Here is a 17386-nt window from a genome sequence, read left to right as displayed (position 1 = left end):
GGGTTCCTGTTCCATCCAGGGATTACGGGTTAGGGGAAGACCGGACGGGTGAATGCGGTGAACCCTCAGAGACGCCGCGTTAGATTGACCCTCGCGCGATGGAAAGCGGTAGCGGGGTATAGGGCTGGCCGTTGAGAAGCGGCAGGTGCCGGTCATGGAGCAGGGGTTGACCGGGAAGGACGCCACCGTCCCGCGGTTCAGAGGGCACCCACCCCGGTCGTTACTCGCGCATGTGGAACGTGGAAACCCCGACGAGGTCCACAACCCCTGTAACAGGAGTTGTGGTGAGCTGACCGTGAGGAAAGCCGATCTTCTCGGCGGGAAAGGATGATCCAAGAAGCGAATGCCAGGAGCCGAAAGGAACGAGGAAAACACCCGCCTATTGCCCGGCCTCTCCTGGCCGGGGTTGGTGATAACTCGCTGGATACGGGCATTTGCCCGGCCCGGAAGGGCGCTGACGTGGATCAGGTGAGCCTGTGAAGGTGGTGTTGACGCATTGTTAGAATCGTCGGGCAAGTTAGACGCTGCTGCCTCGGTAGTAGTGAACGGACCGGCGGACGGCGAACTCGACTGGGACCGGATTGATTTCGGTGCCGCCGAGGAGCAGGTACGACGGTTGCGGCAGCGGATCTTCACGGCTAGTCGAGCGGGCGATCTGAAGAGAGTCCGTAGTTTGCAGAAGTTGATGCTGCGCAGCCGCAGTAACACTTTGGTGAGTGTGCGGCGGGTGACGCAGATCAATGCTGGCCGCCGGACGGCGGGCATCGATGGCCGGGTCGTGGCCTTCGATGACCAGCGCGCGATGCTGGTCTGGTGGTTGCACCACCAGATCCGGCCATGGCGAGCGATGCCGGTTCGGCGGGTGTATATCCCGAAGGCCAATGGGAAACAGCGTCCGCTGGGGATTCCGGTGGTGGTCGATCGTGTGCTGCAAGCGCGCATGGTCAACGCCGTGGAACCCGAGTGGGAGGCCCGGTTCGAACCCCGTTCTTACGGGTTCCGGCCGGGACGCGGCTGTCATGACGCGATTGCGGCACTGTTTGTGCCGTTGCGGGGCGCGAACCCGCACCGGCGCTGGGTGCTGGACGCGGACCTGACAGCGGCATTCGACCGGATCGACCACGACCACCTGCTGTCGATGCTGGGAACGGTCCCCGGCCGGGGACTGATCCGGCAATGGCTGACAGCCGGAACGATGGATCGTGGCCGGTTCACGCCGACTGGTGAAGGGACCCCGCAAGGTGGGGTGATCAGTCCGCTGCTGCTGAACATCGCTCTGCACGGCATGGAGCAGGCCGCCGGGGTGCGGTATCGGAGAACGGGCGGGAAACCGGGGATCTCGATGCCCGATTCACCGATCCTGATCCGGTATGCCGATGACCTGGTCGCGTTGTGCCATTCACGCGACCAGGCCGAACAAGTCCGGGCCCGGCTCGAGGGGTGGCTGGAACCGAGAGGTCTGTCGTTCAACGACGACAAGACCCGGATCGTGCACATCGATGATGGGTTCGATTTTCTCGGGTTCAACCTCCGCCGCTACGGCGGGAAACTCCTCATCAAACCAAGCCCGGACGCCGTCAAACGGATCCGCCGGCGACTACGTGACGAGGTCCGCGCCCAAATGGGCGAGGACGTCACCATGCTGCTGCGCACGCTCAACCCGATCGTGCGTGGCTGGGCCGCCTACTACCGGACAGTCGTGTCCAGCAAGATCTTCAGCAACCTGGACAACTACCTATGGTGGTTACTGTTCAAATGGGCGCGCCGTCGCCACCCGAACAAGTCGAGATACTGGATCGTTTCCCGGTATTTCGGCCGGTTCAACTCGTCCACCGGTGACCGGTACGTCTTCGGCGACCGGACCACCGGGGCTTATCTCCATAAGTTCTCCTGGACGAAGATCGTCAGACACCAGCTCGTCCCAGGAACCGCCTCGGTCGATGACCCCACACTGACCGGCTACTGGGCGAGACGGCGACGCAGGACAACCCCACCAGTCAAAGACAGCACCCGCCGCATGCTGCTCCGGCAGAACGGCAAATGCTCTCTCTGCGGTGCCTACCTCCTCCACGCCGACCACCCGCCACAAACCCCACAAGAATGGGAACAGTGGCTACGCGTTCTCAAACAAGCGATCACCAAGCAATACATCGCCCAACGAGAACACGGCCCGTCTGGCCTCACACAGATCCGCTTGGTACACGCTCATTGCGACCGCAACCAGTCACAACGAGACCAGCAACACATAAACAACGACTAACTGTCACGGCTTGCTTGAGCCGGATGCGGTGAAAGTCGCAAGTCCGGTTCTGAGGGGGCGGGGACGCAGCAATGCGTCCCCGCTACCCGACCCCGACAAGATGGGCTGCTACGCGATACTGGAGGATCTACTTCCTGTGGGTACCAAACTGACGCTGTACTGGCCCGAGAGTGACGGGCTCAAGAGCGACGTATTCCGCGGTAACGGAAAGGGGCTGGCATGACCGTTCTCACGGCGATCTACGACTTCGAGAAGGTGGAGCTGAACTCGGCAGACGAGTTGGTGGCTCTGCTGGACAAGGTCTCGGCACTGGAAGATCCGACCTTTCTCGAACTCTCAACCTCTGACGACGCCATACTCAGTATTGGCCTGGGGGCGGAGTTCAGCACCCTGCGGTTCTACGAGAATCGCTTGGCTGGGGAGATCTACCACTCGTCTCCGACACTTGCGGAGCCTCACGTAGCAACGTTCCTGATGGGTGAGCAGCCGACGCACATGGATGACGGGAGCGCGATCAGCGTCGAGGATGCCAGAGCGGCCGCAATTGAGTTCCAGAAGACGGGCCGCCGCCCAGAGGTGGTCGCGTGGACGGTGGTCCCGCTACCAGACCCGGAGCCGAGCTGACTTTGTGAAACCAATGATCGAGTTCATTGCCGACTTCCACGGCATCATCGACTGGGAGGAGATGCAAGGTCCGGCACCCATCATGCTGGTCCAGGTCGACGGGTTTGTTGACGAGCAGGGACCTCAGCTGTCCCTGGTGATCCACGACCGGACCGTCCTGGGGCATGATGGCAAGCCGCGGGAGCGGATCTGCTTCTCTGTGAATGAGGCAGACCAGATCGCTGCGTTCTTTCGGTCCGTTGATGAGGCTCGTCGAGCACTGCCGCCGAACATCGTTGATTGACCGGGGAGCTAGGGGGCGGCCGTGAGTTCCGTCGTAGGTGTGATCAAGGAAGCTGGGCCGTATGTAGTGGCCCTAGTTGGCATGGGGGCCGGCTACTTTGGTGGACGCGGGACAGGACGTGAATCCCGGCATCACGCACGGGTTGAGGCGCTGTACCAGGACATGCTTGATGACCTTACCTACCGGTCACAGGTGGTGCACGAGACGATCGGCGTCGTTGTCTGGGGGGCGCAGCCGGTATCGGAGGTTCCGCCTGTAAATCACTCCAGGATTCAGCTCTACGCCAGTCCGGTTGTGTGGGACTCGTGGACCGACGTTGAGAACGTCTTGGAAGAACTGAGGCTCGCGGGTCGTCAGGAGGAGCACCAACTTCGGCTGCTCTCTGCCTTCAGCAACGCCAAGCAGAGGTTGCTGGGTGCCATGCGCACTGACCTCGGCGTCCCGAAGGGGACTGTCATCTGGCGTGCGGGAGACCGCGTCTCCCGAGGTGCACGATGGCTTCGCAGGCGCCGTGCAGCACGGAACTCAAGGCGTCTGCAAGCAGCACGGCGCGCGAGAGGTGAGGTAGAGGGTTCTCAGCGTCGGCCATAGACTCCGCATTACCTCCGGCCGCACGAAAATGCCTGGCCGGAGGTTGTTGGATCTGGCTTGTGCACTTCCGTACCCCCCCCACCTTCGGTTGGCTAAGGCAACGGTCAGTCCGGCCTTGGGTCGCCACTCGGTGAGTCGAAGCCAGACACTGGCTGTGCGCGCCAGGGTGAGGGGTGTGTCTGTTGCCCTAGGCCTCTATCTAGGTGGGCGGGTGAACGATGCCTAGCAAGGTGCTGCCGCTCGGGCGGTAAACACCGTCTGCTTCGTTGAGCACGGACTCGGTCAGAGCGATGACGGCCGGCATGAGAAACGTCGCCACGAGAGCAGCCAGGCGCTGCTCGTCTGAGAGCACAAGGTCGGGGATTTGGCCGGGAGCGGCGAAGAACTGCTCGGCGCGGCCGACGAGACTGGCCGTGCGGGATTCTCGGTTGGGGAAGTGTTCGGCGATGGTCTGGCCGGGACCGTACTCCGTGATGACTGAATAGAGCACTTGAGGAGCCTCGACTCGTTTCAAAGTGGTGTGCTCGTAGCTCCGCCTTGAGGTGGTGCATTCGTAGACCTGGACGCCCCATCTGCGGCACAGTTCCGCGATGTTGTTGATGATCGTGTCGGGGTTGGTGCTTGCATGAGCGTGATGCAGTTCGTGGATCATCGAGGCACGCTCGGGAGTGATCGTGCCGGCCAGGAGATCGGAGCTGGTCAGGACACCGATGCATTGGTCCAGTCGTTTCTCACGCGTCTCGTAGTGACCGCGGAAGATGATCCGATTGTCGTGGCAGATGATCAGGTCGTAGGTGGCGTGGGGGCTCTCGATGAATTCGCCGGACTCAACATGGGCGCCGATGGCTGTCACAGCGAACTCCCTTGGCTGCTTCGTCGGTTGGATGGGGAACACCGCAGAGGTAGGCGTGATCGCTGAACGAGGTACCCACCTCTGCGGTGTGTGAAGGACGCGTGTCGTCAGACGGCTTGGGCGACCGTGGAAAAGTCGCCGAACGCACCGGGATCGGCGCCGTCGTCGTCCAGAAGATCCGGATCGACGCCGGCTGCACGTGCAGCGGTCTGGGCGTCGCGCTTGGTGAGCAGGCTGACGATCTGCGCGTAGCTGCTCTCGATCGGCGGGTTCTTCACGGTGCCGTAGGACAGGATGTATTCAGTCTTCTTGGCGCGGGTGAACGCGACGTAGAACTCGCGACGGCTCGCCTGGGTCGTCGCAGCGCCTTCCTTGTGCAGGACCACGACGTTGTCGAACTCCATGCCCTTGGCACCGTGGATCGTCGAGACCACCAGGTCGGCGTCGGACTCGGCGTTCTTGGCTTTGCGGTCACGGTTCTTCTGGTTCACCAGCGACTGGCGCACTGCGTTGTGACGGATCTCGAACGACAGCAGGCTGTCTCGCAGGCGCTCGAAGAAGTCGTCGCGCGTGAGTGCTCCTTGCTGGTGGAGCTGTTCCCACCCGCGGATGATGACAGCGTTCTCGAGCCACCACTTCTGCACCATGCCGATGACCGCGAAGACGACTTTCTGGTTGCCGGCGTTCTTGGTCAGCTTGTCCAGGTTGTCCTTGATGCCTTGGGTCACCACGAATGAGGCGGCGGGAGGCTGGACCTGGAGGACGTCGTTCCAGTACAGCTTGATGTATTTGGAGAAGACATCGGTCGCAAAGACTCTGTCGCTGACGAGCGACGCGACATGCCGTTGGGGATAGACCTGTTCGAGCGCAGTCTGGATCACGGTCACCTCGCGACGCGAGTAGGCCAGGAAGCACACCTGCTCACCGCGGGCCAGGCAAGCATCGACGTAGCGCGAAATGGTGCGGCCTACGATGCCGGCCAGATCCTGGGCGACGAATGATGTCAGCTTCGGCACGGCGCGGTAGTCGAGCGTGACCTTTTCCTGGAAGGATTTCGCCGTCGGGACTGCCAGGGAGTTGGCCTGCAGCTGGATGCCGGCAAACTGGTTGGTTTCCAGATCGCCGAGTACGACGTTGGCGAAGTCCAGGATCTCCTGGTTGGACCGGTAGTTGGTCGTCAACTTGAAGGTCGTAAACACACCTGATCCTTCCAGGGTGTTGAGTGCGCGCGGGTTGGCCGACCGGAACTCGTACAGGGTCTGGCTGGCGTCGCCGACGATGAACAGGGACTGGGCGTGTTTGGTGATGTACTTCAGCAGGTAGATGAACTCGAAGATCGAGTTGTCCTGCACCTCGTCGATGATCAGGTACTTGCACTGCACGTTGGTCGGCTCGAGCATGGTGTCGATCCGCTGGTAGCAGATGATGATTTCCAGCTCGAGCGAGGTTTGCTTGATCATGTCGAGCAAGGCGACGACCTCATCGAAGTGGTTCTCGATGTAGGTGTTCAGGGCCGTGAACGCGCCTGTCTTGTTCTGGTCGACCTCGAGCAGTCGTAGCCGGAATCCGGCAGCGAAGTCGCTGGTCGGGTAGAAGATGTCGATCGAGTTGATGATCGTGTCGATACTGGACAGCTCGTGCATCGGGTGATTGAGCTGGTAGATGTCGTTGATCATCCGGGCGATGGTCATCGATCCGACGTCGGGGTTCTTCGCGGTGATGTTGTCGGCTGCAGCGTTGGTGAAGCTCAGCACCGTGACGTCGGAGGCGGCAACACCGCAGCTCCCGAGGTACTTGATGCGTTCGAGGATCACGGTGCTCTTGCCGGTTCCTGCGCCGGCCCTGGACCATCACGAGCGGTTCGTGGGTCGTGAGGGCAGCGCGCTGCTGGACCGACAGGTGTGCCGGCATGACCGGGGCCAGGCCCGGCGCGGCGACGGTGGTCAGCTGCGACTTCATTCCTTCGAGGTGGAACAGCGTGTGACTCATCAGCAGGTTGAGGTTCTGCTTGGACAATGCCGCCGCGGTCTCGTTGTCGAAGGTGGTCTCGATCTTCTGATGGATCGAGCGGTAGGCCTCGAGGGGGACGTTGTAGTTTTCCAGGTAGCGCAGCTGCACGGCGAGGGCGTTGAGGTGCTGCTTCGTGGGCGAGGCCGGAAGACCGTCGATGTAGGCGAGGATCTCTTCGGCGATCACTTCGGAGTCCCAGATTTCGGCCTGACGGGTGATGCGGTCGTGGATGTTGAACTCGTTGGTCAGCCAATCGACCAGCAGGTCAGGGTTTCGGTGGGTCAGGCCGATCGCTCGCAGGACCTCGGTCACGAAGGCAACCGCGTTGTCCATCGGGCTGGTGTCCCAGCTCACGAAAGCAGCGGCGGTGTGATGTCCGGGACCGGACGTCGTCGAGGCGATCGGCGTACGCTCGGGCTCGGCGTGGCCCTTCCTGAAGAAGTACAGCTCCATCCGGTACTGGACGACGAGGTCGCGGCTCATCTTCGGAGCGCCGTTCGCGCCGCCGCCGTTGGCGTCTTCGACGAGCTTGGCCCCCTGCGGCGTCATGTCGAAGGCGACGTCCCAGTCTGTCGAACCGGTCTCGACAGCACACCGGTCCTGGTCCTGCGGAGTGGCGAGAGTGAAGGAGCCGCCGGCCTCGGTGAGTGCGCGGCGCAGCACCGGCGCGAACGGGATGCTGGCGGTCGTGATGCCGTGCTGGGTGGAACTCGACTTGACCTCGATGTGGTCGATGGTGCCCGCGGCATGGGCACTGTTGCGGGAGGTGCTGGCCGGGCGCAGGTCGCCGCGGAGCAGGCCTGTCTTGTGTTTGCCGTTGCCGGTGAGCTTCGAGGAGAAGAACTTCGGGTCGACGACCTTGACGGTGGTCGGCATCGTGAGATCGATGTCGTCAAGTAGGAGAGGCATTGTGCGCGCTTTCTGTGATCCGGCGAGAAGGGGCTGGAAGGCATGCCGCAGGGCATCGGCGTGCTGCGCGAAGAGGGGCCGGTGATGTTCCTTCCTGCTTGCGAAGGAGCAGGCGGTGACCACTGGGCGCGACTCGGCGAACCGAGCCGGGAAGGGTTCGCGAAGAGGTGGGCAGATGCCTCGCGTTCCCACCCGTCGGGGCCGTGAGGCCCCGGGCACCGCGCGCCGAAGGCAGCGCGCGGTGGATTGCGCCAGGACCGCGCACGTACCCGAGAGTCCGGACTGTTGCTTTCAGCTGATGTTCAGCCGCTCAGCTCGGGGTCGTCCGGGGCGGGAGCAACTTGCTGTGCCGCGGTGATCGGAGGTGTCGTCTGTGCGGCAATCAGGGCGTCTTCGATCCAGCCCCTGATTGCACGCGCGGCGGGACGAGCCCCATGGCTGGGTACGAAGGTTCGCTCGGACATGGCAGACAGCTCAGCGTCCGGGAGCGCTGCGGGGAGGACGTAGTTGAGCCGAGGCTTAGCGTCGACGGCTTGTCCCCGCTGATGCGCGTAGTGCGCGGTCAAGACGTCGCGGTAGGTCTGCTCGTCGATGGGGTTGAAGCCGACGATCGTCGAGAAGCGACCGAGCAGCTCGGCGTCGAAGAACTGCGCGAGGGCGGCCTTGAGACTGCGGTCCGACACTGTCTTCGGGCTACCGCCGAAGCCGACCTGCTGGCCGTCAAGGACGTCGCGGGCTGCATTGGTTGTCGCGATGACGAACGCCTTGGAGAAGTCGATCCGCTTGCCTCGTGCCGTGGTGATGAAGCCCTCGTCGAGGGCCTGAAGGAACAGGCGTTGCACAGCTCGGTCGGCCTTCTCGAACTCGTCGAGCAGGATGACCCTGTGCGGATTGGATTCGAGTGAATCGAACGGCAGTTCGGCGTTCGAGTCCGACCCGATGTAGCCGGGAGGCGCGCCGATGATCCGGGAGATGGACGAGTCGTGGTGATACTCGGTCATGTTCAGCACGATCGGCTCCTGGCCGGCCAGGTGCTCGGAGATCACCTTGGCGGTCTCGGTCTTGCCGACCCCGGAAGCGCCAGCGAACAGCCAGGCCACTGGTGCTGTGCGCGGGAACACCTCCAGCTGCTCACGCGCGATCTGGTCGACCAGGGTGGTGAGCACAGAGTCCTGGCCTTGCAGCCGCTCGGTCAGAGCGGCGCTCAGCAACGCGACGTCGAAGACGTTCTTCATCGCGTTGCCGGTGACAAGCCGACGAGCAACGTCGACAACCCGGGTCTCGGTGAGCGGCACGCACGGGATCGCTTGGAGTGCCTGCACGGCTGCGGTATCACCGGCCGCACTCGCCACAGCAATGAGCCGTTTCTGCTCGAGGACTCGGTTGGCCATCGCCCGGTCCAGCAGCGTGATCGCGTTGTCGGGTCGGTGGGATCCCAGGTGCGAGTTCGCGTCGGCTATCCGGACCACGGTGGCCAGAACGTCGTCGGTGACGCTGATCTGGTACCCGTAGTGAGCCAGCAGGCCAGGCCGGATCTTCTCCAGCACGGTTCCTGTCTGCCCGGGCGTGATTTCGTCGACGATGAGCCGGGAGAAGCGGCGTTTGAACGCGGGGTCGTCGTCGAGAGAGCGTGCCTCCTGCATGGTCGTGGCACCGATGACGATCATGTCGCCGCGTGCCAGGGCGGGCTTGAGGATCTGCGCGACTTTCCCGTAGGTGCCACCGTCGGATCTGGTGGTGAGCTGATGGATCTCGTCCATGAACAAGATGACCTTGTTCGCGGGATCCGAGGCGTAGGTGACGACCGCCTTCACCTTCTCTTCCAGCGCGCCGACCAGCGAGGATCCGGCAACGAGATTCGAGAGTGGCAGCTCGTAGACCGTGTGGTTCCTGAGCCGATCCGGGATGAGGGTGTCGCCGAGGGCAATGCGCCGGGCAATGTCTTCGACGATTTTGGTCTTGCCGACACCGGCAGGACCGACCAGCAGCGCGTTGGGCTTGGTCCTTCCGATGAGTATCGAGAGCATCTGCTCGATCAGCCTGTCGCGGAACAGCGTGGGCTCAGCGTTTCGGTACTTCTCGTTGTAGTCGATGAGCATCTCTTCAACGACATTGCCGTTGGTGTCCTCGTCGTCTCCGATGGGCAGACCGACAGCGAAGCCGGACGGGCCACCGGGTCCACTCGGCGAACCCGTGTCATCGTCGGGACGGCCTGTGAAGTTCTGGAGGCCCATTGATCGTGCTCCTTCGCGGATGTGATGTGGCGAGACGGGACGACGGTGCCGCCCGAGTGGGCAGCACCGTCGTTGGGGAGCGAAGGCTCAGGCGATCATTCCCAGCAGTCGTTGCGCGGTGGCCGCGTCGATGTGCTGCATGGCCCTCGTGAACTGTTTCGCGTTGCTGACCATGGAGTCCCAGTCCATGGCTCCGCACGGCGCGTAGTAGAGGTTGGCTGGGTGGTCCTCACGGGTCGAGGGTGGAGTCCACTCGAAGTCGGTGATGACCAGACTCAGCCGGCGCTTGCGGACCGCGCTGGCGTTGATGTAGCGCCAGATCTGGAGGTAGTCGGTTCCACCGTTGACTTTCGGGACCCTGCGGAACTCCCGCCAGATGTGGGTGACGGATTTGTTCTCCACCTTCAGCAGGGTCTCCTGCGAGAGCACGCTGCTGAACGAGTTGAAGTACAGATTGACGTTGAGCTTCTTCGCGATCCTGATGAGCATCAGCACCGCCTCCTGGTAGTTCGCCTCACTGATCGACCCGGAGGTGTCGACGTAGAGGTGGAGGTCGGGCATGTAGCTCACGCTGGTGATCCGGCCGGCCTTGTTGAAGTCGTCGGGATCACGGCGGTTCGCCTTGAGAAATGTCGTCTTCGACCTGCGGAAGATGTTCTGTGATCGATTGACCTTGCCCATCCGTTTCAACACCCGGGTGAGCGCTGCGAACAGGTCGACCTTCGAGGGCGGCTGTTTACGGAACATCACCCGGGCGGCCCGGCCTGTCGGCCAGCCGGTCTGCTGTGCGCCGGCCAGAACCTTGGCCCGGGCTGTCGCGCGCTGCAGGGTCGTGAGCTTCGACAACGCTTGATTTGAGACGACCTTCACCGGGGCAGCGAGTGCCTGGTTGATGATCATCCACTCGGCGGTGATCTTGTTTGCACGCGCCCGGGCATGCGCTTCAACGTTCACCAGCACGAGCGACCGCGGGCAAAACAGCTCTCCGATGGTGAAGGGCAAGACGCCGGCCGTGCAGTTTGTTGCCACACCCTGCTGGAGGGTTGCACCCGCACGCTGCTGTTCGACGTAGAGCATCAGCATGTGCACGATCACCCGCGCGAACGAGAATTCGTCGTTGCCGTCGGCATCGTCGACGCGCAGCTGAAGCGACTCGGTCAGGCCTTTGAGCGGCAGCGCGGCAAAGTCGCCGAGCAGCCGGACCGTCTGAGCTGGCAGCGCGGCGCTCATGGCCTGGGTCTGGACGGTGAGCCAGGCCTTGAAGTCGTCGAATGCGGCTGCGGACTGGAACCAGAACCCGAGCGTGTCCGGGTGGTAGGCGTAGGCCAGGGCCGCAAAGAACTCGTTGCTGTCGCCGGATCCCGACAAGAGTGCCTTGGCCGCGGGGATCACGTCTTGGTGCGCGGTGTAGATGACCGTACGGCTGGGAGCAGGTAGCTTGTGGGCCCGCCCTGCCTGAGCAGCGAACAGTTCGCCCACCGGCAGGGTCGTCCCCTGGTCGTAGCTGACCAGGGTCTGGCCGAGGATCTCCTTCATGGTCTGCTCAGCCGACGGCTGCACGGTCTCGGCAAGGCAGGACATGAGCAGTTGCTCGATATCCGGCCCGATGTCGTTGCCGTGCGCATCGGTGATGCTCGCCGGGGCGCCGGGGTTGAGTGGCGTTCGTAGCGGGTCCACGACGACAGATCCGAGGATGGGCAGTGGATCGTAGTCACCCTTGCACGAGATCGTGTGGACTGGGTCGAGCACGGCCGGCTTCTGATTGGAAACGGTGATTGTCATGATGACTGGCCCCTCCTTTCGGGGTGTCCGTTGAGCAGTCCTCGATCACAGGAACGCCGAGATCATCGGCTTGATCCTTTCGGCCACCGCTGTCCCGCTGTTGAGGAAGGCCTCGACGTTCTGGGTATCTGCCTGGGCAGCGGAGAGCATCTCGACCAGGGTCCGCATATGAGCCGTCTCGATCTGGTTCGTCGCCTGGGCGAGCTGCTCGATCAGCCGGGTGTTGTCCTCGTGATCCCTGAGCGCGTAGAGCAGCGAACCGGACTTGTCAGAGTCGGTCAGGTCCGCGATCAGCGTCGACAGGTCCGTCACGGACTGTGCGGCTTTGAGCTCTGCGTAGCAGTTCGGCTTCGGGACAACGACCTGGTTGGACACCGTCTGGCCGCTTCCGCTGGCAAGGTCTTCGGCGATGACCGCGACAACCTGCACAGCGAACGCCGTGTTGCCCACGTGCGATTCGATCACCTCGTTCAGGACGTAGGTCTCACGGTCTCCGATCGTTGTCGGCGTGGCCAGGTAGCGCGACAACTGGTCACGGCTGGCCTTGTTCAGCCAGCGCGACAGGCTGTCGATCGTTCGCGGCGTGGTCAGCTGGTTCATCTCCTCGCCGGAGTCGAACAGCTCGGCGAATGACGAAGTGGTGGCATCGTCGTCATCGTCAGGCCCGTCAGTTGCGGCGATACCCGACACAGCTTTCTGGAAGACGAGTGCCGGATACTGCGTCAGGACCTTCCTCACCCACGGGTTGAGGTCGTCACCGAGGATGTTCATGAGAGTCGCGGCCTCGGGTTCGACCCGGTAGATCGAGAAGCGGGACAGGCTGGCCTCGTCGAGCGTGGTGACGTTGCCCTTGTCGTTGCCAGCCACGATGATGCGGACGTTCTTCGGCAGTTCGACGTGCCCCATGCAGCGCAGCGTGACCAAGGTCAGCGCGCCGGACGTAACGTCGGCGGTTGTTCGGTTGATCTCGTCGAGGAACAGGATCGGCCACTCGCGCGGGTTCGCCTCGGCATAGTCGATGCAGTCCTGGATGACGTGGTGGGGGTAGAAGACCTGCTTGTAGGACCCACCGTTGGTCGGCACGAGACGCGCACCCGTGAGGTCTGCCTTGTCAGCGAGCTGGTTGCACGGCAGCACGAAGGCCCTTGTGTTCATCGAGTAGGCCAGCGCCTCGACCCAGGAGGACTTGCCGATGCCGGGCTCGCCCATCAGGGCGGGAACAATATTCATCTCGAGGTCCTGGCGGATGACCTCGGACAGCGTGTCGTTGAAGCGCATAGTGAGGATGCTTTCTGTGGTGGGCTGACAGGGAGGTCAGGAGTCTGACGTCGGCTGCGCGACCATCGCCGCGGCGCGGTCGAGCAGGAACGGGCGCCCGTTGCGGCGCTCGTTGTGCTTCGCGCGCGGTGGAATCACTTGCTGAGCTGCCTGGAACAGCAGCCAGGCCCGGTCGCTGCTGGAGAAGCTCCGGCCGACGGACATGTGCTCGACCAGGTGATTGAGCAGCTGGTGGTGGAGCGTGCCGAGAACTGAAAATTCGTGACGCGAGTGGTCGCCGTCGAAGTCGTCGAGAGTCTTGAACCTGCGGCGTGCGGCGGCAACCGTCTGTCTGACGATCTGTGCTCCACCCGGAATGTCCGGGGCCTCGACGCCGGTGTCGACGTCGGCGGCGGACGCCGAAGGGACTCGCGCATTCTGGGCCAGGAAGGCGTACAGGTCTTCGACCGTGCCGAACTGCCCTGCCGGCCCCGCCGTGGCACGGGCCAGGACATCGGGTGCAGGCGGGCGGCGGGTGAACGTCACCCAATGGTCGAGCAAGATCTCGTACCAGCCGTGCTCCTCGCGGAGCACCCGTTTGCCGGCGGCGACAGGAAACGCATGGAAGTTGTCCGGCAGCGCAGTCACGACGTGGAAACCCAGCCCGGACATCGACTGCTCGCGGTACAGGACGGCAGGTAGTGCGAGCAGCTGGGCGGCGACCTCCGGCGGGCAATCTGGCTCGATGTCGATCACCATGAGGCCGTCGGTGAGCGCACGCAGGTAGAAGGCGGTGTTGGTAGCCGCCGGGAGCCTGTCGGTGAGCTCGTCGAGCACCACGAGACACTGCTCGTCGAGCGTCCAGGCACCTCGCAGCCAGTTGCGGTCGAGCAGCGCGCGCAGGTCGATGGGCGCTTTACGTGTGGTCGTCGGATCGTCAGGGTCATCGCCGAGGCTGCCGGAGATTGTCCACCGGGCAGCGCCCGCAAGCGCGCGAACCGCCGGGTTGGCATAGAAGTCGGCGAACCTGATGCGGGGATCGTCAAGCGTCATCGAGATCTTTCCTGAAGGACGGCAGCGGACTCGACGAAGCGAGCAGGCATGACATGGCCCCTGCAGGAATGTTCGGTGCAGGGGCCATATCGGTCGTCGGGGATTCAGCCCTGATAGGTGATCCCCGCGGTCTCGCCTGCCGGGGAGTCGTCACTCCACGGGCTTGCCGGAGCGGTCAGTGCGAACGGAGTGCCGATGGCGGACCCGGCGTCCTTGAGCGCCGAGTTCTCCGCCTCCAGCCGCGCGAGCTTGGCCTCGAGAGTCTCTTCCTGCTGCGCCGCCGGCGCGGTTGCCTGCGAAGCGGGCACCGAGTTGGGCGCCGCCGCGGTGGCCGGTGCGGCCTGCTGCGGCTGATGGGCCGATGGGCCAGGCAGCGCGAAGCCGTTCTCGTCGATCACGGTGCCGGTTCCGTCGTCGACGGCCGTGGCCACAGCCCCGTGCTGCTCGGCGCCGGGAGCCGCGGCCGCCTGCACACTCTGCGGCGGCGCGGCGAAGACGATGCCACGAGCGGCGAGCTCGGCAGCGTTGGTGTTGCCCACGTAGTAGCGAACAGGCTCGTTGACGATCACCTGATCGAGCGACAGCCCGCGGTTGGCGTAGCCCTTCGGCTTGTAGACGCGCAGCACCAGAGTCACGTCGAGGCCCTGGGCCAGTTCCCGGCCGGAGTCGTCCTGGACCACCTTGCCGTCATCGCCGGGGATTGCAATGCCCGGCAGGCTGCCCTTGCTGTCGATCGAGTAGTTCGCACCGGTATCCGGGTGCTTGGCAGAGGCGAAGCGTCGCTCGGCGACGTAACGCTCCTCCACCGTGGGATTGGCCGGGTCCTTGCAGATCAGCTCGGCCTGGGTGATGAGCGCCGTAGTGTGAGGCTTCCCGACGGCAATCCCCCCGCTCTGGACCTTACGCGCGTCGGATGCCTCGAGCTGGGCACCGTCGATGAGGCGGGTCAGTCGGGAGAAGCCGAGCTTGCCGCGGATGAGGACGATTTCCCCCTCGCTGAGCTGGGTGGCAGAGATTGAATAGTTGGCCATGATGGCGCTCCTTCTATGTGGATTCGCTGGTCTGGGTCTTCGAGCATGGAGCCCGTCGGAGCTCAGCTACTGCCGCGTCGATCTCGGCTCAGATCGGGTGACCTGGCGCTATCGGGGAACTGGACCGCCTCCCGGCTCAGGCGAACCTCAGCCGGCTTGGCGTCCAGCAGCGTTGGAGACTGGGAGAGGCAGGTCCGACGCCGATGGTCGACGTCCTTCAGGTCTCGGGCAGGTACATGCAGCTCGGTAATCAGGAGCCGCAGTCAGTGCGCCGGCCGCGGCTGGCAGCACTCGGAGCCTGGGCTTGATCTAGGCGGCAGTCTTCACTGCTGGCTTCCCGCTGCGGCCGACGAGCTCGGTGCCCATGGCAAGAGTCATGTCAACAAGGCATCGATACGCGGGTTCCGGGGAGGGCTATCGCCGGCGCCGGTCGGTCAGTGCGTCATGCGCCATACCGTCCGCGACGAACTGCCGGCACCACTTGAGCGTGCGATGCTCGAACACCGGCTCAGTGTTGGGTGATAGGTACACGCCCCAGAGCCTGGCTCGGCGCTCGACACGGAACCCGTCGATCTCCCAGAAGCCAGGCCCGATACACCGCTCGTCCATCGCTGTTCCTTCGTCCGGCATTCACGGGTTGAGTGGCATCGACACCCGCGCATCGGACGACTGTCCGGCGTGATGGCAGCGGGTGATGGAGGAGCAATCCGGCATGCCGCCGCAAGCTTGCGGGCGTGGACCACTCGGCCGGCTCCGACGCCGCACCACATCGCACCCGAGACCGACGTCAGTCGGTCCGCTGCAACGGTCCACAGTCATCCGGACGTTGTCGACAGCATCCTCGTGCTGCTGCGGTCGCCCTTTGCTCTCCCCCTTCCGGAGCAGCTGCGCTGATCGTCGCCGTGGACGCCGCACGGCGCCCGAGCCGCCCAAATGTAGGAGACCCGCCGGGCTCAGTGCATCCGGGCGGGTCTTCTGGGTCGGCAGGTGAACGGCAGCAACGGCTCTCTCACTCGGCATCAGCCTCCTCGTCGGGCTCGTCCTGGCCGAGCAGGAAGCCGCGAGCCTCGCCCCGTTTCATCAGGTCAGGCAGATGCGCGAGTACCACGGCACGCTGCGTCTTCCGGCGATCGTCGACGACGTCGTATTCCCGCACCACTTCCATGTTGACGACCCAGCCGTCCTCGCGGGCAACAACCTTCTCAAGGTCCGACCCGGGTGGGACTTCCATGTGAGTGAAGTCGTGGTCGAACTCCGACGCGACCTCCAGGCGCTGATCGGGCTCGTCGTTGTAAAGGGTGTCGCCGCTGACACGGCGGCCTTCATCGTCGAATGCCGTCAGGAAGACCCGATCGGCCAGCTTGGTGTTGTCGACGTGGACGGCCTCGACCGAGGTGTCTCTGATGAAAGCCGTCTCCTTGTCGAGACGCTCGAACACGCGGGCCCGGGCCTCATGGCACCACATAAGGCAGCGGGCCCTGTTGTAACCCTGAAATTCACCCGGGCTGGGTGCCTCAGGCTGCAGATTGCTCATCGGCGTGCCCCCTTCACGCGCACGGTCGCGAAGTGCGGTGAAACCCGATGTCAGCTCCTTGATGACCGATGGCCTGGCTCCGTTGGTTGAACCCGTCATCAGACTGTCTGGTCCGGGCCACACGCTGACAACTGCCGTTTCGCACGGCAATCACCTCCCGTCTAGTAGCAGTTTCGACCCCACTCCTTGCTCCCCCGACTGGCCGCTGAACCAGCAACAGAAGACTATCCACTCCGGCTACCTGTCGCGGAGGAAGAATGTGGATCTGTGGATAACTCCGTTGACACTGCTTGAACATCGCTTCCCGACCCCCGTCGAGCTTGTTCGATGTGCTGACGATCCTCGGCCACCGAAGGTGGCCACAGCCTCGGATGACTGGCGCTACGTGGAGAGCGCGCTCCGGAACTTTAGATGCCCTCAGCAACCAACCTCCAGGCCCGCTCAACAGACCGACCATCATTGCCCTCGGCATCGTCCCAAATCAAGAACCATCGGTCTCGATTGCACGAACCTGCAACATCCCTACACCGACCTGTCAACACCCTTAAGCGCACCTGCACAGGCGTTAGCACTCGCACCTGCACGTGCATTCGCATCGCGGGCGGCCGACGATCAGGCGCATGAGCTCGACGTGCCTCCAGTCGAAGGCGCTGACCATGCAGACATCACCGCTTGCACGATCTCGCGGCGGTACGCGTCGCGTCAGTGGAACAGGGTCCGCGACACCGACCGGCTACCGCCAAGCCACGGGGTATCCACCTTCCACGGAGTCGTGACTTCATCTCTGATCCCTCCCTCGACCGGCTGCTGAATCGACACGCGAAGCCTAACCGGCGGCCTTGACGTATTGCAATAGGTTCTTGCAACACCCTATTGCAAGAAGAGGATCTGTGTAATAGAACTATTAGAGCCATTAGAAACCGAGAGAACCTGGATCCCGAGATCAAGGACTCCTGAACATGAGA

General features: G+C 63.4%; 12 protein-coding genes. 3 read left to right on the top strand and 9 right to left on the bottom strand.

Translation table 11 applies throughout. From position 1 onward, the window contains the following. Window positions 1-541 precede the first annotated feature (541 nt). From ltrA to JOF29_RS01040, 3 genes are all read left to right on the top strand, one after another. Window positions 542-2260, top strand: coding sequence for a group II intron reverse transcriptase/maturase (gene ltrA / locus JOF29_RS01050; RefSeq protein ID WP_307863091.1), 1719 nt, complete (start codon window positions 542-544; stop codon window positions 2258-2260). Between the two features lie 219 nt (window positions 2261-2479). After that, on the top strand, window positions 2480-2884 hold the full coding sequence (locus tag JOF29_RS01045; protein WP_209692349.1) for an Imm1 family immunity protein: 405 nt from the start codon (window positions 2480-2482) through the stop codon (window positions 2882-2884). Between the two features lie 13 nt (window positions 2885-2897). Continuing rightward, the gene (locus JOF29_RS01040) at window positions 2898-3167 is read left to right on the top strand and encodes a hypothetical protein (protein ID WP_209692348.1); all 270 of its coding nucleotides are present in this window, start codon (window positions 2898-2900) and stop codon (window positions 3165-3167) included. A gap of 790 nt (window positions 3168-3957) precedes the next feature. Here JOF29_RS01040 and JOF29_RS01035 read toward each other — a convergent pair. The 9 genes from JOF29_RS01035 to JOF29_RS00995 form a co-directional block, all read right to left on the bottom strand. After that, the gene (locus JOF29_RS01035; protein WP_209692347.1) at window positions 3958-4611 is read right to left on the bottom strand and encodes a hypothetical protein; all 654 of its coding nucleotides are present in this window, start codon (window positions 4609-4611) and stop codon (window positions 3958-3960) included. Window positions 4612-4718: 107 nt separating this feature from the next. Next, complete coding sequence (locus JOF29_RS45095; protein WP_209692346.1) at window positions 4719-6425, bottom strand: 3'-5' exonuclease; 1707 nt, start codon at window positions 6423-6425, stop codon at window positions 4719-4721. Between the two features lie 1407 nt (window positions 6426-7832). After that, the gene (locus JOF29_RS01025) at window positions 7833-9764 is read right to left on the bottom strand and encodes an AAA family ATPase (protein WP_209692345.1); all 1932 of its coding nucleotides are present in this window, start codon (window positions 9762-9764) and stop codon (window positions 7833-7835) included. Window positions 9765-9851: 87 nt separating this feature from the next. Further along, a complete protein-coding gene (locus tag JOF29_RS01020; RefSeq protein WP_209692344.1) occupies window positions 9852-11546 on the bottom strand; it encodes a vWA domain-containing protein in 1695 nt (564 codons plus the stop codon). 45 nt (window positions 11547-11591) lie between these two features. Then, window positions 11592-12824 (bottom strand): AAA family ATPase, encoded by a 1233-nt coding sequence (locus tag JOF29_RS01015; protein WP_209692343.1) that lies wholly within the window; start codon window positions 12822-12824, stop codon window positions 11592-11594. A 36-nt stretch (window positions 12825-12860) separates the two neighbouring features. Further along, window positions 12861-13856 (bottom strand): hypothetical protein, encoded by a 996-nt coding sequence (locus JOF29_RS01010; RefSeq protein ID WP_209692342.1) that lies wholly within the window; start codon window positions 13854-13856, stop codon window positions 12861-12863. A 104-nt stretch (window positions 13857-13960) separates the two neighbouring features. Continuing rightward, window positions 13961-14887: a hypothetical protein gene (locus JOF29_RS01005; protein WP_209692341.1), complete on the bottom strand. Its 927-nt coding sequence runs from the start codon at window positions 14885-14887 to the stop codon at window positions 13961-13963. Between the two features lie 414 nt (window positions 14888-15301). Continuing rightward, entirely contained in the window at window positions 15302-15496 is a 195-nt protein-coding gene (locus tag JOF29_RS01000) for a hypothetical protein (RefSeq protein WP_020385285.1), read from the bottom strand. A gap of 400 nt (window positions 15497-15896) precedes the next feature. Continuing rightward, window positions 15897-16421: a hypothetical protein gene (locus JOF29_RS00995; protein ID WP_245357394.1), complete on the bottom strand. Its 525-nt coding sequence runs from the start codon at window positions 16419-16421 to the stop codon at window positions 15897-15899. Window positions 16422-17386: the final 965 nt, after the last annotated feature.

Source organism: Kribbella aluminosa (assembly GCF_017876295.1).
Taxonomy (GTDB): domain Bacteria; phylum Actinomycetota; class Actinomycetes; order Propionibacteriales; family Kribbellaceae; genus Kribbella; species Kribbella aluminosa.
Note: the sequence above shows the minus strand (reverse complement) of the source record. Positions and strands in the feature narration are given on the sequence as shown.

Excerpts from the sequence above, each read along its gene's own strand:
- JOF29_RS01020 (WP_209692344.1), bottom strand. The coding sequence starts at position 11,546 with ATGACAATCACCGTTTCCAATCAGAAGCCGGCCGTGCTCGACCCAGTC.
- JOF29_RS01000 (WP_020385285.1), bottom strand. The coding sequence starts at position 15,496 with ATGGACGAGCGGTGTATCGGGCCTGGCTTCTGGGAGATCGACGGGTTC.
- JOF29_RS00995 (WP_245357394.1), bottom strand. The coding sequence starts at position 16,421 with ATGAGCAATCTGCAGCCTGAGGCACCCAGCCCGGGTGAATTTCAGGGT.
- JOF29_RS01005 (WP_209692341.1), bottom strand. The coding sequence starts at position 14,887 with ATGGCCAACTATTCAATCTCTGCCACCCAGCTCAGCGAGGGGGAAATC.
- JOF29_RS01010 (WP_209692342.1), bottom strand. The coding sequence starts at position 13,856 with ATGACGCTTGACGATCCCCGCATCAGGTTCGCCGACTTCTATGCCAAC.
- JOF29_RS01015 (WP_209692343.1), bottom strand. The coding sequence starts at position 12,824 with ATGCGCTTCAACGACACGCTGTCCGAGGTCATCCGCCAGGACCTCGAG.
- JOF29_RS01025 (WP_209692345.1), bottom strand. The coding sequence starts at position 9,764 with ATGGGCCTCCAGAACTTCACAGGCCGTCCCGACGATGACACGGGTTCG.
- JOF29_RS01045 (WP_209692349.1), top strand. The coding sequence starts at position 2,480 with ATGACCGTTCTCACGGCGATCTACGACTTCGAGAAGGTGGAGCTGAAC.
- JOF29_RS01040 (WP_209692348.1), top strand. The coding sequence starts at position 2,898 with ATGATCGAGTTCATTGCCGACTTCCACGGCATCATCGACTGGGAGGAG.